The 19,002-nt window shown below is 51.6% G+C and carries 20 protein-coding genes and 3 tRNA genes; 11 read left to right on the top strand and 12 right to left on the bottom strand.

Annotated elements, in window-relative coordinates; translation table 11 throughout:
* Window positions 1-30: 30 nt before the first annotated feature.
* A complete protein-coding gene (locus tag FE839_RS02635) occupies window positions 31-573 on the bottom strand; it encodes a PadR family transcriptional regulator (RefSeq protein WP_138358851.1) in 543 nt (180 codons plus the stop codon).
* A gap of 215 nt (window positions 574-788) precedes the next feature.
* On the opposite strand from FE839_RS02635, the gene FE839_RS02630 reads away from it, so the two are divergent.
* On the top strand, window positions 789-2,030 hold the full coding sequence (locus FE839_RS02630; protein WP_138358849.1) for an L-lactate MFS transporter: 1,242 nt from the start codon (window positions 789-791) through the stop codon (window positions 2,028-2,030).
* Window positions 2,031-2,240: 210 nt separating this feature from the next.
* Here the strand turns inward: FE839_RS02630 and FE839_RS02625 are convergent, their stop codons facing one another.
* On the bottom strand, window positions 2,241-2,876 hold the full coding sequence (locus FE839_RS02625) for a riboflavin synthase subunit alpha (RefSeq protein WP_138358847.1): 636 nt from the start codon (window positions 2,874-2,876) through the stop codon (window positions 2,241-2,243).
* Between the two features lie 229 nt (window positions 2,877-3,105).
* Here FE839_RS02625 and mdtK point away from each other — a divergent pair, with 229 nt between their 5' ends.
* The 5 genes from mdtK to FE839_RS02600 all read left to right on the top strand — a co-directional run bounded on the left by mdtK (window position 3,106) and on the right by FE839_RS02600 (window position 5,847).
* Window positions 3,106-4,479, top strand: coding sequence for an MdtK family multidrug efflux MATE transporter (gene mdtK, locus FE839_RS02620; RefSeq protein ID WP_138358845.1), 1,374 nt, complete (start codon window positions 3,106-3,108; stop codon window positions 4,477-4,479).
* 211 nt (window positions 4,480-4,690) lie between these two features.
* Window positions 4,691-4,767, top strand: a tRNA-Val gene (locus tag FE839_RS02615).
* 4 nt (window positions 4,768-4,771) lie between these two features.
* Window positions 4,772-4,848 (top strand) — tRNA-Val (locus FE839_RS02610).
* Window positions 4,849-4,852: 4 nt separating this feature from the next.
* Window positions 4,853-4,929 (top strand) — tRNA-Val (locus tag FE839_RS02605).
* A gap of 348 nt (window positions 4,930-5,277) precedes the next feature.
* On the top strand, window positions 5,278-5,847 hold the full coding sequence (locus tag FE839_RS02600; protein WP_171034807.1) for a DJ-1/PfpI family protein: 570 nt from the start codon (window positions 5,278-5,280) through the stop codon (window positions 5,845-5,847).
* 99 nt (window positions 5,848-5,946) lie between these two features.
* On the opposite strand, the gene FE839_RS02595 is transcribed toward FE839_RS02600, so the two are convergent.
* Entirely contained in the window at window positions 5,947-6,438 is a 492-nt protein-coding gene (locus FE839_RS02595) for a GNAT family N-acetyltransferase (RefSeq protein ID WP_138358843.1), read from the bottom strand.
* A 253-nt stretch (window positions 6,439-6,691) separates the two neighbouring features.
* On the opposite strand from FE839_RS02595, the gene FE839_RS02590 reads away from it, so the two are divergent.
* Window positions 6,692-8,302, top strand: a complete 1,611-nt coding sequence (locus FE839_RS02590) for an FAD-NAD(P)-binding protein (RefSeq protein ID WP_138358841.1) — start codon at window positions 6,692-6,694, stop codon at window positions 8,300-8,302.
* A 14-nt stretch (window positions 8,303-8,316) separates the two neighbouring features.
* Here the strand turns inward: FE839_RS02590 and FE839_RS24810 are convergent, their stop codons facing one another.
* Both FE839_RS24810 and FE839_RS02585 read right to left on the bottom strand, forming a co-directional pair.
* Window positions 8,317-8,448: a hypothetical protein gene (locus FE839_RS24810; protein ID WP_241675605.1), complete on the bottom strand. Its 132-nt coding sequence runs from the start codon at window positions 8,446-8,448 to the stop codon at window positions 8,317-8,319.
* A 21-nt stretch (window positions 8,449-8,469) separates the two neighbouring features.
* Window positions 8,470-8,862, bottom strand: a complete 393-nt coding sequence (locus FE839_RS02585) for a YdeI family stress tolerance OB fold protein (protein ID WP_138358839.1) — start codon at window positions 8,860-8,862, stop codon at window positions 8,470-8,472.
* A gap of 460 nt (window positions 8,863-9,322) precedes the next feature.
* Here FE839_RS02585 and FE839_RS02580 point away from each other — a divergent pair, with 460 nt between their 5' ends.
* Entirely contained in the window at window positions 9,323-10,207 is an 885-nt protein-coding gene (locus tag FE839_RS02580) for an SDR family oxidoreductase (RefSeq protein ID WP_138358837.1), read from the top strand.
* A gap of 184 nt (window positions 10,208-10,391) precedes the next feature.
* On the opposite strand, the gene FE839_RS02575 is transcribed toward FE839_RS02580, so the two are convergent.
* Window positions 10,392-11,027, bottom strand: a complete 636-nt coding sequence (locus FE839_RS02575; protein WP_138358835.1) for a carbonic anhydrase — start codon at window positions 11,025-11,027, stop codon at window positions 10,392-10,394.
* A gap of 209 nt (window positions 11,028-11,236) precedes the next feature.
* Between FE839_RS02575 and FE839_RS02570 the strand changes: the two genes are divergently transcribed.
* From FE839_RS02570 to FE839_RS02560, 3 genes are all read left to right on the top strand, one after another.
* Complete coding sequence (locus FE839_RS02570; RefSeq protein ID WP_138359017.1) at window positions 11,237-11,884, top strand: CatA-like O-acetyltransferase, family 1; 648 nt, start codon at window positions 11,237-11,239, stop codon at window positions 11,882-11,884.
* Between the two features lie 90 nt (window positions 11,885-11,974).
* On the top strand, window positions 11,975-12,115 hold the full coding sequence (locus tag FE839_RS02565; RefSeq protein WP_138358833.1) for a hypothetical protein: 141 nt from the start codon (window positions 11,975-11,977) through the stop codon (window positions 12,113-12,115).
* 293 nt (window positions 12,116-12,408) lie between these two features.
* Window positions 12,409-13,719 (top strand): L-cysteine desulfidase family protein, encoded by a 1,311-nt coding sequence (locus FE839_RS02560; RefSeq protein WP_138358831.1) that lies wholly within the window; start codon window positions 12,409-12,411, stop codon window positions 13,717-13,719.
* 12 nt (window positions 13,720-13,731) lie between these two features.
* Here the strand turns inward: FE839_RS02560 and FE839_RS02555 are convergent, their stop codons facing one another.
* The 6 genes from FE839_RS02555 to FE839_RS02530 form a co-directional block, all read right to left on the bottom strand.
* The gene (locus FE839_RS02555) at window positions 13,732-13,923 is read right to left on the bottom strand and encodes a hypothetical protein (protein ID WP_138358829.1); all 192 of its coding nucleotides are present in this window, start codon (window positions 13,921-13,923) and stop codon (window positions 13,732-13,734) included.
* A gap of 62 nt (window positions 13,924-13,985) precedes the next feature.
* On the bottom strand, window positions 13,986-14,372 hold the full coding sequence (locus tag FE839_RS02550) for a RidA family protein (RefSeq protein ID WP_138358827.1): 387 nt from the start codon (window positions 14,370-14,372) through the stop codon (window positions 13,986-13,988).
* A 25-nt stretch (window positions 14,373-14,397) separates the two neighbouring features.
* Complete coding sequence (locus tag FE839_RS02545) at window positions 14,398-15,816, bottom strand: Na+/H+ antiporter NhaC family protein (protein ID WP_138358825.1); 1,419 nt, start codon at window positions 15,814-15,816, stop codon at window positions 14,398-14,400.
* Window positions 15,809-16,996, bottom strand: coding sequence for a trans-sulfuration enzyme family protein (locus FE839_RS02540; RefSeq protein WP_138358823.1), 1,188 nt, complete (start codon window positions 16,994-16,996; stop codon window positions 15,809-15,811). The genes FE839_RS02545 and FE839_RS02540 overlap by 8 nt, the downstream gene beginning before the upstream one ends.
* A gap of 838 nt (window positions 16,997-17,834) precedes the next feature.
* Complete coding sequence (locus tag FE839_RS02535; protein WP_138358821.1) at window positions 17,835-18,320, bottom strand: TlpA family protein disulfide reductase; 486 nt, start codon at window positions 18,318-18,320, stop codon at window positions 17,835-17,837.
* Window positions 18,307-19,002, bottom strand: coding sequence for an ABC transporter ATP-binding protein (locus FE839_RS02530; protein ID WP_138358819.1), 696 nt, complete (start codon window positions 19,000-19,002; stop codon window positions 18,307-18,309). Before FE839_RS02530 ends, FE839_RS02535 begins: the two co-directional genes overlap by 14 nt.

The following is a 19,002-nucleotide window of genomic DNA, read 5'->3' as shown; positions in this document are numbered from 1 at the left end:
CCTGCGCCCCTGGCGCAGGTGTTTTCTCTTTTATTCACCGCGACGGCAATAACCAATACATTTATCAATCCAGCGCAAAACGCTCTCCTGACGACATATCGCCCCTTCAAGCACAATAAAATCACCAAATCTGTCACTTTCAAGAGGTGGAACCTGCGCGTACTGTTCCATTGTTTTTTGCAGAACATTTAACCTTTCGAGGTGCTGTATGCGCTGATTTTCCAACAGATGAATACGCGTACTGACATCAAGATAGTGGGAAAAATACATACGAACCCGAAAAACATCTTTTGCCGTTTTTTCTATTGGCTCATCTTTATGTAGCCATTTCAGCAGTTCATCCCTTCCGGTATCGGTAATGCTGTATTTCTTTTTTTCCAGAATATCGCCGCTGATTTCGATGTCGTAAGTGACCAGTCCATCGTGATACATGCGCTTTAGCTCACCATAAATCTGGCTATGTTTCGCATGCCAGAACTTTGCCAGTTCATGGTTAAACGCCTTGCTGATGTCATAGCCGGTCATTGCCGTACGGTTAAGTAAGCCCAGAATGGCATAAGTTAAAACTCTCATTTCGCCTCACCTGTGATCTCTGCGCGCAGTATAGCACGCGTCACTCTCCGCATTACGCCTTCTTGCCACGTCAACAGCCATGTCAAATAAAACATGTAATCATTGACATGATTTATCACGTGGTTTAGCGTCTGATCAGAACGATTACCACGCAAGAATTGTTAATAAAACATTGATTTTGTTGCTTAATAGAAAATTTCATCGAGGATAAAAACATGGATTACTCAAAAAAAAGATGGCGGATCCTGATAGCAAGTTGCTTTATCAATCTATGCGTAGGCTCGATGTACGCCTGGAGCGTTTTTGCCACGCCGATGGCTGACTACCTCTCACAACTTCACAACGCCAATATCACCTCTGCCGATCTGGCTATCGTTTTTGTCATCTGCAACTCTGTTGGTCCCATAACGATGATCAGCGGGGGCAAAATAAACGATACATTTGGCCCCCGTATGGTGATTTTCACTGGCGGACTCATGTTTGGCGGCGGGATGATCCTCTGCGGTTTTGCCTCGCAAATCAGTCATCTGATCTGGGCATATGGAATATTAACCGGTCTGGGATTAGGAATGGTCTACGGGGCGACCATTAGCACCTCTATCAAATTTTTCCCCGATAAACGCGGTTTTGTCGGCGGTGTCACCACTGCCCTGTTTGGCATCAGTTCGGTGATCATTCCGCCGATTGCCGGGATAATTACCGCCGAGGCCGGTATTCTGTCTGCCTTTAAAATCATCGGACTGGGTTTCGCGGTTATTATCTGCGCCTGCGCTTTCGTCATCGATAAATGCCCGCATGGCTTTAGTCCGGACGGCTGGCAACCGCCGCAACACGCGCGAAACATCATGCCTTCAGGGAATAAAACCTGGCGGCAAATGATGTCCAGCTTCAATTTTTATCTTATGCTCATCATGCTGACCTGCGGCGCAGTTGCCGGACTCATGTGCATTTCTCTGGCCTCTCCGCTGGCAAAAATCATGGTCGGGATGTCCACGGCCGCCGCAACGCTGGCCGTTTCCGTTCTCGCTCTTTTCAACGTCCTGGGACGGGTCATGGCGGGCATGATTTCCGACAAGATCGGCCGCATTAATACCCTGATGCTCGCCTGTATCCTCTCTATTCCAGGCCTCAGTGCTCTCTACTACACGGGCATCGGCGACGATGCGCTGTTTTACACGGGGATTTCCATTATCGGTATCTGTTTTGGTGCCTTTATGGGCGTTTTTCCTGGCTTCACCGCCGACCAATTCGGCGCACAGCACAACAGCGTGAACTTCGGCATTATGTTCTGCGGTTTTGCTATCGCCGGTTACGTCGGACCAACCATTATGTCCTCAACGTTTGCCGCCACTCACAGTTACCACAGCGCCTTTCCCGTCGGCATCGCATTTAGCGTCACCGCGCTGGTGCTCGCCTTAATTTTTCGCCTGATAAATAAAAATATTCTGCTTAAATAACGCCGGAGAACAACCCCATGACAAAAGCGCGCGCCGCGAGACAATCGATCAACTGCGCGACTGCGCGCCGTGGGTGGCGCAGGTGGGTGATTACGTGAAGATCCCGACAATTACAACCGCAATTTATCAGGGCCATCACGCGGCAATGGATATCTGACGGTTAGTATGTCAATCGGCAGCCCGATCACGCCTGTCGGGCTGCGTACCGGGTTACTCTGTCGCCGTTTTCTGCGCCGCCTCTTTCGCCGCCAGCACGCGCTCGACGGTATCAATCACCGCCTGCGTCTGCGGATCGATTTCAATATTCACCCGATCACCCAGCTTTTTCGCGCCAAGCGTGGTGCGCTGGAGCGTTTCCGGAATTAAATGCACACAAAAGCGCGTCGGGGTCACTTCGCCGACGGTCAGACTGATCCCGTCCACGCCAATATATCCTTTATAAAGGATATATTTCATTAACGCCGGGTCCTGAACCTTAAACCAGATTTGACGGTTATTTTCCGAGGTCAGAATTTTCACCACTTCGGCGGTGGTCATGATATGACCGGACATCAGGTGACCGCCAATTTCGTCGCTGAATTTAGCCGCACGCTCAACGTTCACGCTATCGCCAGCACGGACTGCGCCCAGGTTGGTGACTCGCAGTGTCTCTTTCATCAGGTCAAAACTCACCCGTGCGCCATCGATATGCGTGACGGTCAAACAACACCCATTGTGCGCCACCGACGCCCCCGTTTCGAGCCCTGAAAGCATATGCTCAGGTAATTCCACTACGTGGGTGCGAAAATTGGGTTTCTCGTCAATGGACAGCACTTTCGCGGTCCCCTGCACAATACCGGTAAACATGTTTTGCTCCTGTATAAACTCATGACGGTATCATTACCGTTTTAGGCTATATGGAACAATAACAGGTGGTAAAACAGGTTGCCAGCGGACAACGTCTACTGGGATTTTTTCACTGGATAAATAGCCAATCCTCGCTACAATGGTCTGGAAAATCCCCCTGTTTTTCTTCTTGCTGCTATGTAGAGCGGCTTTTTTAGTCCAAAAATAACAACAATATAAAGGTGTTCACGTGCAGAAGTACTTTATTGAAGCGCGTCAGTTGTTAGCGCTGGCAATACCCGTTATCCTCGCTCAGGTTGCCCAGACCGCTATGGGATTCGTCGATACCGTAATGGCGGGCGGTTACAGCGCCACCGATATGGCAGCCGTGGCTATTGGTACCTCCATTTGGTTACCGGTGATCCTTTTCGGCCATGGTCTGCTGCTGGCGATGACCCCGATCATTGCTCAGCTTAATGGTTCAGGTCGTCGCGACCGTATCGCCCATCAGGTGCGTCAGGGTTTCTGGCTGGCTGGCTTCGTCTCAATGCTGGTGATGGTTATCCTGTGGAACGCAGGTTACATCATCAGTTCCATGCATGATATTGACCCGGCGATGGCGGAGAAAGCCGTTGGCTACCTGCGCACCCTGTTATGGGGAGCGCCCGGCTATCTCTTCTTTCAGGTCGCGCGTAACCAGTGTGAAGGTCTGGCGAAGACCAAGCCGGGCATGGTTATGGGGTTTATCGGCCTGCTGGTCAACATTCCCGTGAACTACATCTTTATCTACGGTCATTTCGGTATGCCAGAGCTGGGTGGTATTGGTTGCGGCGTGGCGACGGCTGCCGTTTACTGGGTGATGTTTTTCAGTATGATCTTCTGGGTGCGCCGCGCGCGCTCAATGCGGGATATTCGCAGCCACGAAGGTTTCGGCAAACCGGACGTAGCTGTTCTTAAGCGCCTGGTACAACTGGGCCTGCCGATTGCGCTGGCGCTGTTTTTCGAAGTGACCCTGTTTGCCGTGGTGGCGCTGCTGGTCTCTCCGCTGGGGATCATCAATGTCGCCGGACATCAGATTGCCCTTAACTTCAGTTCGCTAATGTTCGTGTTACCGCTCTCCCTGGGCGCGGCGGTGACGATTCGCGTCGGTTTCCGTCTTGGGCAGGGCTCAACGCTGGAAGCACAAACTTCGGCCAGAACCGGCCTGGGCGTTGGCGTGTGTATGGCCGTTATCACCGCCATTTTCACTATTCTGATGCGCAAGCAAATTGCGCTGCTGTATAACGACAACCCTGAGGTCGTTATGCTGGCTTCCCAGTTAATGTTGTTAGCGGCGATCTACCAGATTTCCGACTCCATTCAGGTGATTGGCAGCGGGATCCTGCGTGGTTATAAAGATACCCGCTCCATCTTCTTTATCACCTTTATCGCCTATTGGGTGCTCGGGCTGCCGAGCGGCTATCTGCTGGCGCTGACCGACGTCGTTGTCCCGCGCCTGGGGCCCGCGGGTTTCTGGTGGGGATTTATTATTGGTTTAACCTCCGCTGCCATCATGATGATGCTGCGTATGCGTTTCCTGCAGCGTCAGCCTTCCAGCATCATTTTACAGCGTGCTGCGCGTTAAGCCTGTTCGGCGCGATATTGGATGAAAAAACGGCGCGGATAGCGCGCCGTTATCCGAACCTGATGAACAAATATTCTTTTGCATCAGTAAAATATAAGCAACATGGATAAAACTTCTGCGATCGCGTCAAATCTGGAAGAAAAGTGACGTTTGCCTCTTGCCACAACCCCGCCCTGCCGTTAATATGCGTCCCCGTTGTTACCACAACATTGCGTTCATAGCTCAGTTGGTTAGAGCACCACCTTGACATGGTGGGGGTCGTTGGTTCGAGTCCAATTGAACGCACCATAATGCGTTTATAGCTCAGTTGGTTAGAGCACCACCTTGACATGGTGGGGGTCGTTGGTTCGAGTCCAATTAAACGCACCATATTGCGTCCGTAGCTCAGTTGGTTAGAGCACCACCTTGACATGGTGGGGGTCGGTGGTTCGAGTCCACTCGGACGCACCATTCAGTTGATAATTGAGTGCTGCGCTTTTATCCTCTCGTCAGTAACACCCATAAATCATCCCTGTGCCAATGATATTTTAAATCGGGTTTACGCTTTATCCCGGCTGAAAATTTCGATATTTGTTAGCAACTGAGCATTCTCAGTCTAAAGAAGCATCCTGCCAATTTCCCATTCCCCGCTCATGGTCTATACCCTAACTAATTCGTGTTGCAGGACATAACGCTTAACCGTGTTTGCGTCGGCCTCACATGAGCAGACAGGAGTCGGAGAGAGGCCCTGCCAGACCGCCTGCAACCTGAATATGATGGTTATATATCTTATGCATCTTCCCATATGCAGGAGCGATCATGATAAGTAAAAAAATTCTGATGCTGGTCGGCGACTACGCCGAAGATTATGAAACGATGGTGCCTTTTCAGGCGCTGCAGATGATTGGCCATCAGGTCGACGCGGTATGCCCCGATAAGGTCAAAGGGGACTACGTCACGACGGCGATCCATGATTTTGATGGCGCTCAGACATACAGCGAGAAACCGGGTCACCGCTTTACCCTTAACGCCGACTTTGCCAAAGTGAAAGAACAGGACTACGATGCCCTACTGATTCCCGGCGGGCGGGCGCCGGAATATTTGCGATTAAATAACGACGTAATAACACTGGTACAGGCATTTAACGCCGCGGGCAAACCAATTGCCGCCGTTTGTCACGGCCCACAACTGCTGGCCGCCGCCGGCATTCTGCAAGGCCGAACCTGCAGCGCCTACCCCGCCTGCGCGCCGGAAGTACGGCTCGCGGGTGGACATTATGCCGATATTGGCATCGATCAGGCGCACGTCGATGGCAACCTGGTCACCGCACCTGCCTGGCCCGCTCATCCGCAATGGCTGGTGAAATTTGCTGAAGTGTTACAGCGGTAACCTGTCAAATATTCGCGACGTTCGTAATGGTAAAAAAAAGAGAAATGAACCGATGCGCTAAAGCCTGAATTTAGCCTTAGCGCATCAATAAGCATAAGATCACAGCGTCATCATCATCTCATGCCAGGCCATGCCGCCATGATCGGACGCTGACGGTTTAATATAGCGATAGCCAAAGTGCGCATAGAGATCCACATGACGATCTTTACACATAAGATGGATGGTTTGCTTATTCATGACCTTCATCCGCGAGATAAACTCACGCATCATCAGCGTGGCGTAGCCCTGCCCCTGGAAATCAGGATCTACCACGACCGACATAATCACCACATTCGGCGCCGCCGGGTCGTGCCCGATAAGCTCTTTGAACTCTTCGTCGGACATCACCACGTCCCACGCACAGCCCGCGTTAATAAATCCAATCACTTCTCCGCCAAGTTCCATACACATAAACCCTTGCGGATACAGATTGATACGGGTGGCGATTTTTTCTCTCGTCGCCGCTTCGTCACCTTCATACGCGGTGATTTCAATCTGATAGCAGCGATCAACGTCGGATGGCGTGGCCTGGCGAAATACGGGGGTAGACATAATTTATCCTCTTCAGCGTCCCTGATGTGCCGACATAGTACACCATTCAGGCCGTTCATCACGCACCGCTACAAGGGTATGAGAATAAATTCGCCTCGGTACAACGCCCGCATCGCCAGTTGGCCCTCTTCGCCATTTTGCACCACAATTATTCTGCCAGGTTTACCTCACCGGGACAGACTATCTCGTGGCGCTTTTCAACTCACGGAAGGCCACCGATAACAAATGTAATAACAGCGACGGGTCAGTCAATATGAAGAAAATTGCTATCATCGGCGCAGGTCCAACCGGTATTTATACGTTGTACGCATTACTTAAACATAACGAACCGTTCGAGGTGTCGATTTATGAGCAGGCAGATGAAGCAGGCGTAGGCATGCCCTACAGTGACGAAGATAATTCCCCCATGATGCTGGCAAACATCGCCAGTATTGAAATACCGCCCATTCAGTGCACTTATCTTGACTGGCTAAAAACCCAAAGCAAAGCTAATCTTTCGCGCTACGGCGTAGATTACGATACGCTTCATGACCGCCAGTTTCTGCCGCGCATTCTGCTTGGCGAATATTTTCGCGATCGGTTTCTTGCACTGGTTGCGCAAGCCAAAGAACAAGGCTTTCGGATACAGGTCAATGAATCCTGCCTTGTTACCGACCTGCAGGCCAGCGAAGCAGGTGTCAGGCTCTGGCGACAAAATGAACCGACCGCCGAATCCTTTGATCTCGCAGTCATCGCCACTGGTCACGTCTGGCCCGCGGAAGAAGAATCAACCCGCAGTTGGTTTCCCAGTCCGTGGTCAGGCCTGATGGAAGCGAAGATCCCGCCTTGCCGGGTGGGCATCATGGGAACCTCACTGAGCGGGATTGATGCGGCAATGGCCGTTGCGGTTCAGCATGGCAGCTTTAGCGAGCCGGATGATGACACGCTGATTTTCAGGCTGAACGATGGCTGTGAGTCCCTTAAAATTGTGCTCATGTCCCGCTCCGGCATTTTGCCGGAGGCCGACTTTTACTGCCCAATCCCCTGGGAGCCGCTGCAGATCGTTACCCAACACGCGCTCGACCAGGAAATCGCCGTCGGGGCCGATGGCTTGCTCGACCGGGTATTTAATCTGATTGCTCAGGAAATCGCGCTCGCCGATCCGCACTGGAGCGAAGAGATCGCCCTTTGCGACCTTGATGCGGACACCTTTAGCGAAACCTGGTTTTATCAACGTCAGCAGAAGAATCCTTTTCACTGGGCGCAGGCTAACCTCAAGGAAGTCGAGCGAAACAAACGCGAGAGATACACCGTTCCCTGGCGTTACGTCATCCTGCGGTTGCATGAAGCCGTCCAGACAATAGTTCCCCACCTCAATGACAGGGATCGGACACGTTTTAGCGCAGGTCTTGCCCGCGTGTTTATCGACTGCTATGCCGCCATTCCCCCGGAATCTATTCGCCGCTTACTGGCGCTACGCGAAGCGGGTGTGATCAGCATTCTCTCGTTGGGACAGGATTATGAAATAGCCATCCAGCCGGAAAAAACGTTGATCTCCAGCCGGGATAAGCACTATATCTATGATGTGTTTGTCGATGCCCGTGGGCAAAAACCGCTGAAAAACAAAGATATTCCGTTTCCTCATTTACGAGCGCAGTTGCTGGCGACGGGTGATGAGATCCCGGAAGTCGGCGATGATTATACGTTGCTGGATCCCCCGGCGATTCGCGGGCGTATTGCATTCGGCGCCATCCCGTGGTTGATGCATGACCAACCCTTTGTCCAGGGGATCACCGCCTGCGCGGAGATCGGCGCGGCAATGGCAAAGGCGATATCTCACCAGGCCCGACGTGCCCGCAGACGTTTACCGTTATTGGATCTTTAACGCCACGTCGCGTCTTATCCATGTTTCCGCGGGTTATGCGCCTCGCTATCCTCTCTTTTACGCGGTATTTCCCCCTGCTCGCGGGGATCCTTTTTCGCCGGATGCCGCCCGCGTTTATCGGGATCGGCTGGATTCTGTACGGACATTTTTTTCTCCTGTCTCAGCGGTTATTTCTGTATTCTGTCCACTCGCACCATCGGCGGCGTCATTTTCTTATCCAGACTGCCATTAATGCTGATCATCTGATCGGGCCTGACTTCCCGACCGGCGAAAACCGCGGCGGGAATAGTGACCGCAATGGTGTCGGTTTTATCGCGAAAGTGATAGCGGTCATCACCATACTGCTCAATAAGATTACCGCGTAAAGAGATGGTTGCCCCGTCATGCATGCTCAGGGCCTGCCGCACGGTCATAATCCGGCTATCTTCGGTTCCACGATAGCCGTCATCAAGCTTATGGGGAGGGGGTGGAACGGTGTCATTTTTAAATCCCCCCTCTGCTTCGGCATAAACGCCAGGAACCATCAGCCAGCAGAAAATAATAAGCAGTAACTTTTTCATCAGCCCCTCCGACATTTTACTCATGTCTTATTCAGTCTGGTCGCTAATGCTTATTTTCACAACCTGAAGAATTTATCCGGCAACCGAAAAAAATATTTTTTATTCCTCTCTCGCCCTGCTTAAATATATCCACTGGCATACGTAAAATTGGCCTGACGATGAAAAGCGCGCTTCGTTAGAATAATCTTAAAATCATCTCTGACGCTACATCGTCACATTTAGAAAAGCTTCCCGATAATCAGTAAATTACCATTAATTAACCCGCAAACTGGCTGAAATAATAAAAAATTCGTCCAGTTATCTCTCGTTAAAAACTTTCTGGCTGGCTGAAGACCGGGGCTTAGCGTCTATCCTTACAGATGCGTGGCAGTCCGGGCCGTCCGCAAACGCCCGACAAAATGGCAAGTGGAAGACGTCCAGCCTGGACAGGCTATTCATCTTTTAGCATGAGGAGGTCTGTATGCACGACAGCACTAAAAATACCGCCAGCTATCCCTGCCCGCCTTTTGTCGATCAGCCCCAATTCCCGCCGGGTCTGGCACATAAGATGCAACCGGAACCCGATCATGGTGAACAAAGCTATGTCGGTTCTGGCCGGCTAGCGGGAAAACGCGCGCTGATTACCGGCGCGGACTCCGGAATTGGACGTGCGGTTGCCATCGCCTTCGCGCGTGAGGGTGCCGATGTGGCGATAAACTATCTACCGGAAGAGGAATCGGATGCTAAAGCTGTGATGACGTTGATTCAGAAGGAAGGACGCCAGGCCGTGGCGATACCGGGAGATATTCGTAGCGAATCTTTTTGTCAACAGCTGGTGGAACAGGCCGTCAGCGAACTCGGCGGCCTGGATATTCTGGTCAATAACGCCGGACGCCAGCAATATTGTCAATCGCTGGAAGCGCTTTCGACCGAGGACTTTGACGCCACCTTCAAAACAAACGTATACGCGGCATTCTGGATAACCAAAGCCGCCCTGCCTCATCTTCAACAACATAGCGCAATTATTAATACATCATCGGTACAGGCCTTTAAGCCGAGCCCCATTCTGCTGGATTATGCGCAAACGAAGGCTTGCCTGGTGGCGTTTACCAAATCGCTGGCCAAACAACTGGGACCCAGAGGCATTCGGGTTAACGCCGTGGCGCCAGGCCCTTACTGGACGGTGCTCCAGTCCAGCGGTGGACAACCGGCGGAGAAAGTGCGCCAGTTTGGTGCCGATACGCCACTGGGCCGCCCCGGTCAGCCGGTCGAGATTGCCCCACTGTACGTTACCCTCGCGTCCGACGCCTGCTCCTTCACTTCCGGTCAGGTCTGGTGCTCCGATGGCGGCGACGGCGTATTATAAGCCACAAGCGGCGGAACCGCCGCTTATCGACACATGCTGACGGGCGTGTCGTGCGAATGCGCCTGTGTATATCGCCCCAGAGAATAATGCGCGTTTTCAGCGTCAGAAGGCACATATGACCGATAAGAATGTCACGATCGGGAAGTAAAACTGACAGGGCGTCCGTGCCCTGTCGATGACGGGTTTACTCGAAATAGACGTCCGGGTTTTCAGACAGCGAAACAAAATTTTTGCTGTTCTTATCCAGCGCACGAATATCCCCGCTTTCGATATCATAGAACCAGCCGTGCAGGCGGAGGGTATTATCACGCAGGCCAACAGCAACCGACGGGTGGGTTTTGATATTATTCAACTGCGCGATAACATTTTCCTGTACCATTCCATTCACTTTATCGGTCTCATTATCCCAGGTTTTTTTCTCAACAACAGCTTTCGCCGCGTCGGCATAGTGCAACCAATGGGACACGGCAGGCATCGTATCCAGGCACTGGCAGGTGGCGATAGCTTTCATTGCACCGCAGTTAGAGTGGCCGCAAATTACAATATCGGTAACGCCAAGGGCAACAACGGCATACTCAATTGTCGCGGAAACCCCGCCGGGTTCGGGCCCAAAAGAGGGAACGATATTACCGGCGTTACGAATCACAAAAAGCTGCCCCGGCTCCTGCTGGGTCACCAGTTCCGGCACCAGGCGGCTATCTGAACAGGAAATAAACAATGCTTTCGGATTCTGGCTGTTTGCCAGGCTACGGAAGAGCTCTTTACGCTGCGGAAAGATCTCTTTCTGAAAGTTGAGGAAGCCCTCAATAATATGTTGCATAGCAATATCTCTTCTCTCTGTTTTAATCGCAATATGACAAAGATCACATTAAGTTAGTGTAACACTGACGCCTGGAATAGGAATTGTTATTCGAAAATGCGCGTAAGCCTCGCGACGGAAAACATCGCGATGGCGGCTATCGCGCGCTGTTGGCAACCCGATTGACATCGTCGCATCAGGTGCTGGCAAACCGTAAACAGGAGACAACCATGACCCATTACCGCGTAATCGATAAACAAAACTGGCCGCGCAAAGATCATTTTGATTTTTATCGCCGCTTTGCCAACCCGGCATTTAATCTCTGCGTGCCGATAGCTGCCCAGCGGCTGTACGACTGCGCGAAAGACCGGAATGTCTCTTTTTTTCAGTTGGCGCTCTACGCGCTGATGCGCGCGGTAAACGGCGTCCCACAGCTTAAACAACGCCGTTCAGGCGACGACATTATCGAATATGATGAACTGGCAGTGATGACGTCGGTGATGACCGGGCAAGAAGGATTCCGCCAGGTATGGTGCGATAACGCCGATGATTTTGCCACCTTTAGCCGCGTCGCGACCCCGAAGATTGAAGCCGCAAAACACACGTCGCCAGCCCCCCTTATCGTCACTGGTGAAAACTATTTCTGCGCCAGTTGCCTGCCGTGGCTGCATTTCAGTGCCATCACTCACGCTGAGTATTACGTGGGCGCAGCGGTTCCCGCGCTCACCTGGGGCAAGCTGAAAAATGGCATTATCCCGGTCGCGGGCAAATTCAACCATGCTTTTGTCGATGGTCTGCACGCCAGCCGCTTTTTCTCCCGCGTTGAAGAGTATTTTGCTGAACCTGACAGGCTCTGGTCCCCCATCGGCGATGCATGATCGCTTTCTGCACGATTCCGCAAGGGTGCATCTCCCTGCCATTTTGCCTATACTTGACGGCAGTCAAAACTGAACTGAAGTGGATAACGTATGGAAATTGATCTCGACAACCTGACTTTTAGCGGACTAGAGGAAGCGCAAGAGCGTAACGCGGAACGCCTTGAAGAGGCGGACAAAAAGGCGCAGGCGCTCGTTGCCGATGATGATTGCGGCGACGCATGTAAGATCTAATTACTATAAACCGGCAAGATTGCCGGTTTTTCTCTCCTCTCTCATCCCGCTCTTCCTCGACAAAATTAAAAATTCCAAAAATAACCATAAAAGAGAAAGTGTTTCTCTCAAATAGCCTCTTTACAAACTAAAGATGCAACTTTTTTCTCTGTCAACCGGGGTAACATTCTTACTATCGTTTATGCCGCTCGGTGTTACATCGTACCGACATATGCAGGCCGCGGCGTATATCAACCTCGAGAAATAACGCAATCACTCGCGGATTTTTTCCGCACCGCTCCAGAGGCCCTGTCATGTCACACCGGGAAAACCGTGTTGAATGGAATACGTTTATTGATGCTCTGAAACAGGAAGTTAAACCCGCCCTGGGTTGTACCGAACCTGTATCGGTTGCGCTTGCCTGCGCCGTAGCGGCGCAACAGTTATCAGGCGCAATTGTGCGAATCGAAGCGGCGGTCTCGCCAAATTTAATGAAAAATGGGATGGGCGTGACGATCCCGGGCACAGGAATGACCGGATTACCCGTTGCCGCTGCCTTAGGGGCTATCGCCGGCGATCCGCAGGCAAAACTCGAAGTGCTGAAAAAAGCCACCTCACGGGAGATTGACGCCGCCAGAGCGCTGCTAGACGTCGGCGCCGTGCGCATCGTGTTGCAGGAACCTTGCGATGAAATACTCTATGTCCGCGCTAAAGTCTACGCCGGAGATGAACACGCCACGGTGACCATCTCTGGCGACCACACCAACGTGGTGGCGATTGAGAAAATGGGGCATTCCCTGTTTATCAAAGCTGAAAGCAATACCTGTGACGCCCCCCTTAACCCGCTGGAGCGGCTCGCCCGTTATTCACTACGCGATATCTATGATTTCGTTAATGACGTTCCTGCGGAAGAACTCCGCTTTATTCTCGACGCAGGTTTGATGAACAACGCCCTTTCAAAAAAAGGTCTGGCTAAAGACTGGGGGTTGCACATCGGCACCACACTGAAGCGTCAGGTGGACAAGGGACTGGTTTCCAATGATATGTTTACCGAGATCCTCTACCGGACCAGCGCCGCATCGGATGCCCGAATGGGCGGCGCAACGCTGCCGGCAATGACCAATTCAGGTTCAGGCAACCAGGGAATAACGGCAACCATGCCGGTAGTGGTCGCCGCGGAGCGGCTTAATGCCAGCCAGCAGCAACTCGCCCGAGCGCTGGCGCTCTCACATCTGGTCGCTATCTATATCCACTGTAAACTCCCGCGGTTGTCAGCCCTGTGTGCGGCCACCACCGCCGCAATGGGCGCAGCGTCTGGGATTCTCTGGCTGATGAACGGCAGCTATGAAAATATCGCCATGGCGGTGAATAATATGATTGGCGATGTCAGCGGCATGATTTGCGACGGCGCTTCCGGCAGTTGCGCAATGAAAGTGTCCACCAGTATCGCTTCCGCCTGGAAAGCGATTCTGCTGGCGCTGGATAATTCGGTGGTTTCCTGCAATGACGGGATTGTCGAGCGCGATGTCGAGAATTCCATTCGAAATCTCTGTGCGATCGCAGCTCAGGCGATGCAGCATACCGATCGACAAATTATCAAAATTATGGCGCATAAGCGCTATTAACCGGGCTAAACGTTAACCGCCGCCCGAAGGCGGCGGGGAGTTCACTTGCAGCCGTGCGGATAATTGCAGCTGTAGCTTCTCCACGTTAGGCCGCTGCTGATCAACAACGCGCGAAACGGCCTCCCCGATGACCGCAACCTCCGGCAGACAATACGCCTGGCCCTCCGCCTGTCCGGCGCGGGTTCCCCCACTTCCGGAAGGCATTGTTATTCTCTTCCTGTGAAAACGGCGGCTAAAAGCCGCCGTAGCATTGTATTTGTATTACATTAGCCACACCAGGCGACGGCTTCAATCTCCACCTTCACCTCTTTCGGCAAGCGAGCGACTTCAACGCAGGAACGGGCCGGGAATGAAGCATGATGCTGAGTGAAAAACTCCGCATAGGCGTGATTAATCACCGCAAATTCGTTCAGGTCTTTTACGAAAATAGTCGTCTTACAAATATTGTCGACCGTCAGTCCTCCGGCTTCAATAATAGCCCGAATATTTTCCAGACTCTGCCGGGTTTGACCTTCGGCGCACGCAGGAATATCTCCCGTTTGCGGATTAATCGGCAACTGGCCGGAGGTAAAAATAAAATTACCGGTTCGCGCGCCCTGAATATAAGGCCCAATCGCCTGCGGGGCATGTTCTGTCGCAATAACCTTAGTCATCGTCAATCCTTAAATACTCTTTGGGTTAGAGAGTAAAGCCAACAATTAAATAGACAACCAGCGCCAGTCCGCCGGTCACCAGCGCATAAGGCATCTGGGTGCGAATATGTTCAATATGGTCACAGTTAGTCGCCATGGAGGCGACGATAGCGTCGCTGGAGATAGGTGAAGTCATATCGCCAAAAATTGAACCGGAAATAGCCGCGCCAATCATAAAGTGCGGATCAATACCCAACGACACCCCCAGTTGCACGCCGATCGGGATCATAATGGCAAATGTTCCCCAGGAGGTTCCCGTTGCCAGTGACATGACCGCTGAAATCAGGAAGATAAAACCAATCGAGAACCCGGATGGGATCACTCCGGAGGTAATCGACGCAATATATTGCCCGGTATTCAGCTCCGCTGAAATATGCCCCATCAGGAAAGCAAGAATCATGATTGAGCTAATTTTGACCATACTGGCATAGCCGATGTACAGCTCTTTGAAAAAGTTCTCAACGTTGAGAATACCGCGCACTCTGAACCAGATAAAAGAGACTACGGTACCGAACATAACGCCGGAATAAACCGACATCGAACCGCTGCCTTTGGAAAACTGCCCATCGCCGGTGATATAGAGAACAACGGGTACCATTAATACCGTGGATAAAATCGGAATAAAAAAGTTCAACAATGAATTGCATGCCGGGTGGTCGATGACCGTATCAGCGTCTTCTTCACCCTGCTCCTGCTCAATTTCCGTCAACGCCGTTTCAAACTTCACTTCAGCCTTTTTCATCGGTCCCCAGCTACAGCCCGAAAGAATGTAAAAAAGCACCGAAGCGAGAGAAAACCAGGCCATCGTGTTCCACACCATTGAACCGGCCAGCACTTCAAACGGTTCGCCGGTCAGGTAGCCCTGAGCAATCTGTACGCCGATAACCCCCATCATCGCCGCGCCCCAGCCGTTGATCATCACCGATGAACAGACAGAAACGCAGGAAGTCTGAATAATATAGGACATCTTTTCCGGCGAAACCTTGTAGCGCCGGGCCAGGTTTTTCGTGGAGGCCCCGGCGATAAGCTGATTTATCGAGCTCTCGATAAAGATTAACGATGTCACCACCATCGCCAGCAGTTGTACCGACTTTTTATTGGTGACAAAGTCATTTTTCTCCGAGAGGAACTGCACCAGTTTACGCACGCCGCCAGTGACCACAATCAGCCGCATAATGCCGCCAATCATCACCATAAAAATAATGGTTCGCGCATTGCCGGCGGACGCGAATGTCTCAATAATCCCGTTCAGCGTCCCGCCGACGCCATTAATAATACTGTGATTAATCACCGCATAGCCGACAAAAATACCGGTCAATAGCGAAAGGATCACCTGCCGGGTAAAGATCGCCAGAATAATAGTGACCAGCGGGGTAATTATCGTCCAGATGCCATAATCATGCATGATGGTTATCCTGTGTGATGTCCATGGCGGCAAAGGCAATATCCAGGTCCTGGATCAAATCATCAATATGTTCAATGCCAACAGAAAAACGCAGCGTGGTGTCATATACCCCTATCGCTTCCCGTTCTTCTTTCGACATTGCCCCGTGGGACATTGACGCGGAATGGTTAATCATGCTCTCCACTCCACCTAATGATTCTGCCAGCACAAAATAGTGCAGTCCGCCGATAAAGCGCTTCAGACTTTGCATATCGCCCTTCAGCGTCGCGGTCACCACCGCGCCGCCTGAACGCATTTGTTTCTTACACAGTTGATGCTGGGGATGCGACGGCAGGCCAGGGTAATAGACGCTGGCAATCGCCGGATGGTGCGCCAGATATTCCGCAATACGCTGTGCATTACTGCACTGCCGCGCCATGCGCAGATCCAATGTTTTCATGCCGCGCAGAGCAAGATAGGCATCAAAAGGCGATGCAATGGAGCCAATTGTGGTTTTGATAAAATCCAGACGCCCTGCCAGGGCTTCATTATTGGTTATCACCGCCCCGCCGATTAAATCAGAATGTCCACCAACGTATTTGCTGGTAGAGAGCATAACGATATCCGCCCCCATTTCGAGCGGTTTATGGTTCCAGGCGCTGGCGAATGTATTATCAACACAAGTGATAATCTCTCGTTCTTTAGCAATACGACAAACCCTGGCAATATCGACCAGTTCCAGTAACGGATTGGTCGGTGTTTCAATCCAGATTAAGGTGGTATTATTCTGAATGCTATTAATCAGGCTGCTTTCATCATTAAGATCGATATAGGAAATAGTGACACCGGTGGTTACTGTCTTTAGTTTCTCAAATAACCGCCACGTTCCACCATACACGCCTTTCATGGCAATAATATGCGCATCCTTGGGTAATAACTCGATAACAAGATTAGTGGCGGCCATTCCTGAGGCGGTGGCAGTAGCATAAATGCCGCTTTCCAGCTCAGCAAGCGCTGATTCATATGCTTTACGCGTCGGATTAGACACACGGGAATAACAGAAATCTCCGCCTTCGTTAAGATTTTGTTGTATAAAAGAACTGGCTGTGACAATCGGAGTAAATATCGCGTTATTCACCGGATCGGATTGCGTTCCGGCATGAACGGCCAGGGTTGCAATATCTTTAGCTCTGGTTTTCATAAGGTACACTCAAACTATTATTAGTCATAAAATATGGTGGCTGATACTGTTATTGTTCGTGCGCGTGGTGAATAAAACAGCAGCCAATATTTCGTTTACGGGTCACAGAATAAATGACCGTGCTATCATCAACAGATATACAAAATCCTTCAGGGCACATTGCAACAATAAGCAATGAAATTCCCTGCGGCAGAGAGAACTGTGCAGCTAAAATTTCCGCACACAGCCAACAAAGAAGCTGTTTGAAGGATAATGGATAGTGTGGTTTACGCCCTTCAACCACAATTAAAATGTATAGTAGACGAGGAAGAAAATCTTACCTATTTTCCCTCTAATCAGGGAATAATGGAGAAAAAACTTCTCTTTACGAGAACCGCTAACAATTATAACCAATTGATTAATAAACTATAATTTTTTGACGGTGACAGTAATCACAAAAAAAATAGAAAAAACCACTCTTTCCAGATGATATGAATATCTGCGGATTTTTTTCTGCGGATAACATCAGGCCGCTGCGCGATAGATATTGTCAAAACGGATAAGGGTAAATCGACGAGGGTCTGATAAAGCCTGCAGTGGGTTATAAAAATTTCAGGCCTGATGATGACATTCCCCTGGCCTATCACAGGACGGGACCGTGCTAAGACTAAGGTTCAACAGGCAACGCGACGAACGGCGTTAATGACGCTGACGCCCGAGAGTGATAACCCGGTCGTGGTGAGGCCCGGAAACGTCAGATCAATATTGCTAAACGAGAGCAGCATAAAAACCCGCAGGTGCGGCGGCCCCCCCATCGGCGATAATGCTCTGACGCGCCCGCCTCTGTCGCGAAAGGGCGCTATCTCTGCGCCAGCTGGCGAAATACGGTCTGTAGCTCCTCAGGCTTACGCCAGCCCTGGTGCAAATCCAGCACTACTCCGTGGCTGTCAATCAACACCGATGTCGGGGTGCCGATGACCTGATAACGCTCCTGAGTCATTTTAAGCTGATCCCGCAGCACCGGATAACTGATACCGTGCTGAGCCAGTAGCGGCGCAATATCCACCGACTCCGGGTCGGTATTCACGCCCACCACCACCAGCTTATCCGGCCAGCGCTGGCTGAGGGCCTGCAGGGTATCCATTTCCGCCAGGCAACCGCCGCAGCCTGATGACCAGAAATTAAGGTACACGGCTTTCCCCTCCCAGCGCTTGAGGCTGGCCGGTTTACCCTGCAGATCGAACGCCGCCAGCGCAGGGGCGGCTTCGCCGCGCGCCAGCTTTTCCTCTTTGCAGCCGCTGAGCAGCACCAGTAACAGAACAAACACCACCTTAGGCATGCGCATGATGGTTGACCTCCTCCCCCAAATACTTGCCGTGCTGCAAACGCACGATACGATCGGCGAATTTCCCCAGCGCCGGGTTATGGGTCACCATCACAATGGTACGCCCCTGACGGTGCAAATCGGTCAGCAGATCCAGCACCCGCTGTTCGTTCTCTTCATCAAGATTACCGGTCGGCTCATCAGCAAAAATAACCGGCGGTTCATTGACCAGCGCGCGTGCAATACAGACGCGCTGCTGCTCACCGCCCGAAAGCTGGCTCGGTAAATGGGTGACGCGATGCTCAAGACCAACCTGGGCAAGTACCGCCCTGGCGGCGGATTCGTCCACCACGCTATGGTAATGTTGCGCCAGCATGATGTTTTCCAGCGCCGTTAAAAATGGGATCAAATGGAACTGCTGAAACACGAGCCCGATTTTTTGCGCGCGAAAGCGACGCCGTCCCTCTTCATCCAGCGCCGCCGCATCAGTACCGTCGAGGATCACCTGCCCTTCGCTGGCGGTATCCAGACAGGTAAGAATATTCATTAGCGTCGTTTTCCCGGAGCCGGACGCCCCCATAATGGCGACAAACTCGCCGCGCGCGATACGCAGGTTGATATCCTCCAGCGCGGTCACTTCGCCGAATCGCTTATATAAATGACGCGTTTCAATCGCCATCTGACGCAAAGACGTGACGGTCAT

It is taken from the genome of Klebsiella indica (genome assembly GCF_005860775.1).
GTDB lineage: Bacteria > Pseudomonadota > Gammaproteobacteria > Enterobacterales > Enterobacteriaceae > Klebsiella > Klebsiella indica.
This window is presented reverse-complemented; position numbering and strand designations above follow the sequence as displayed.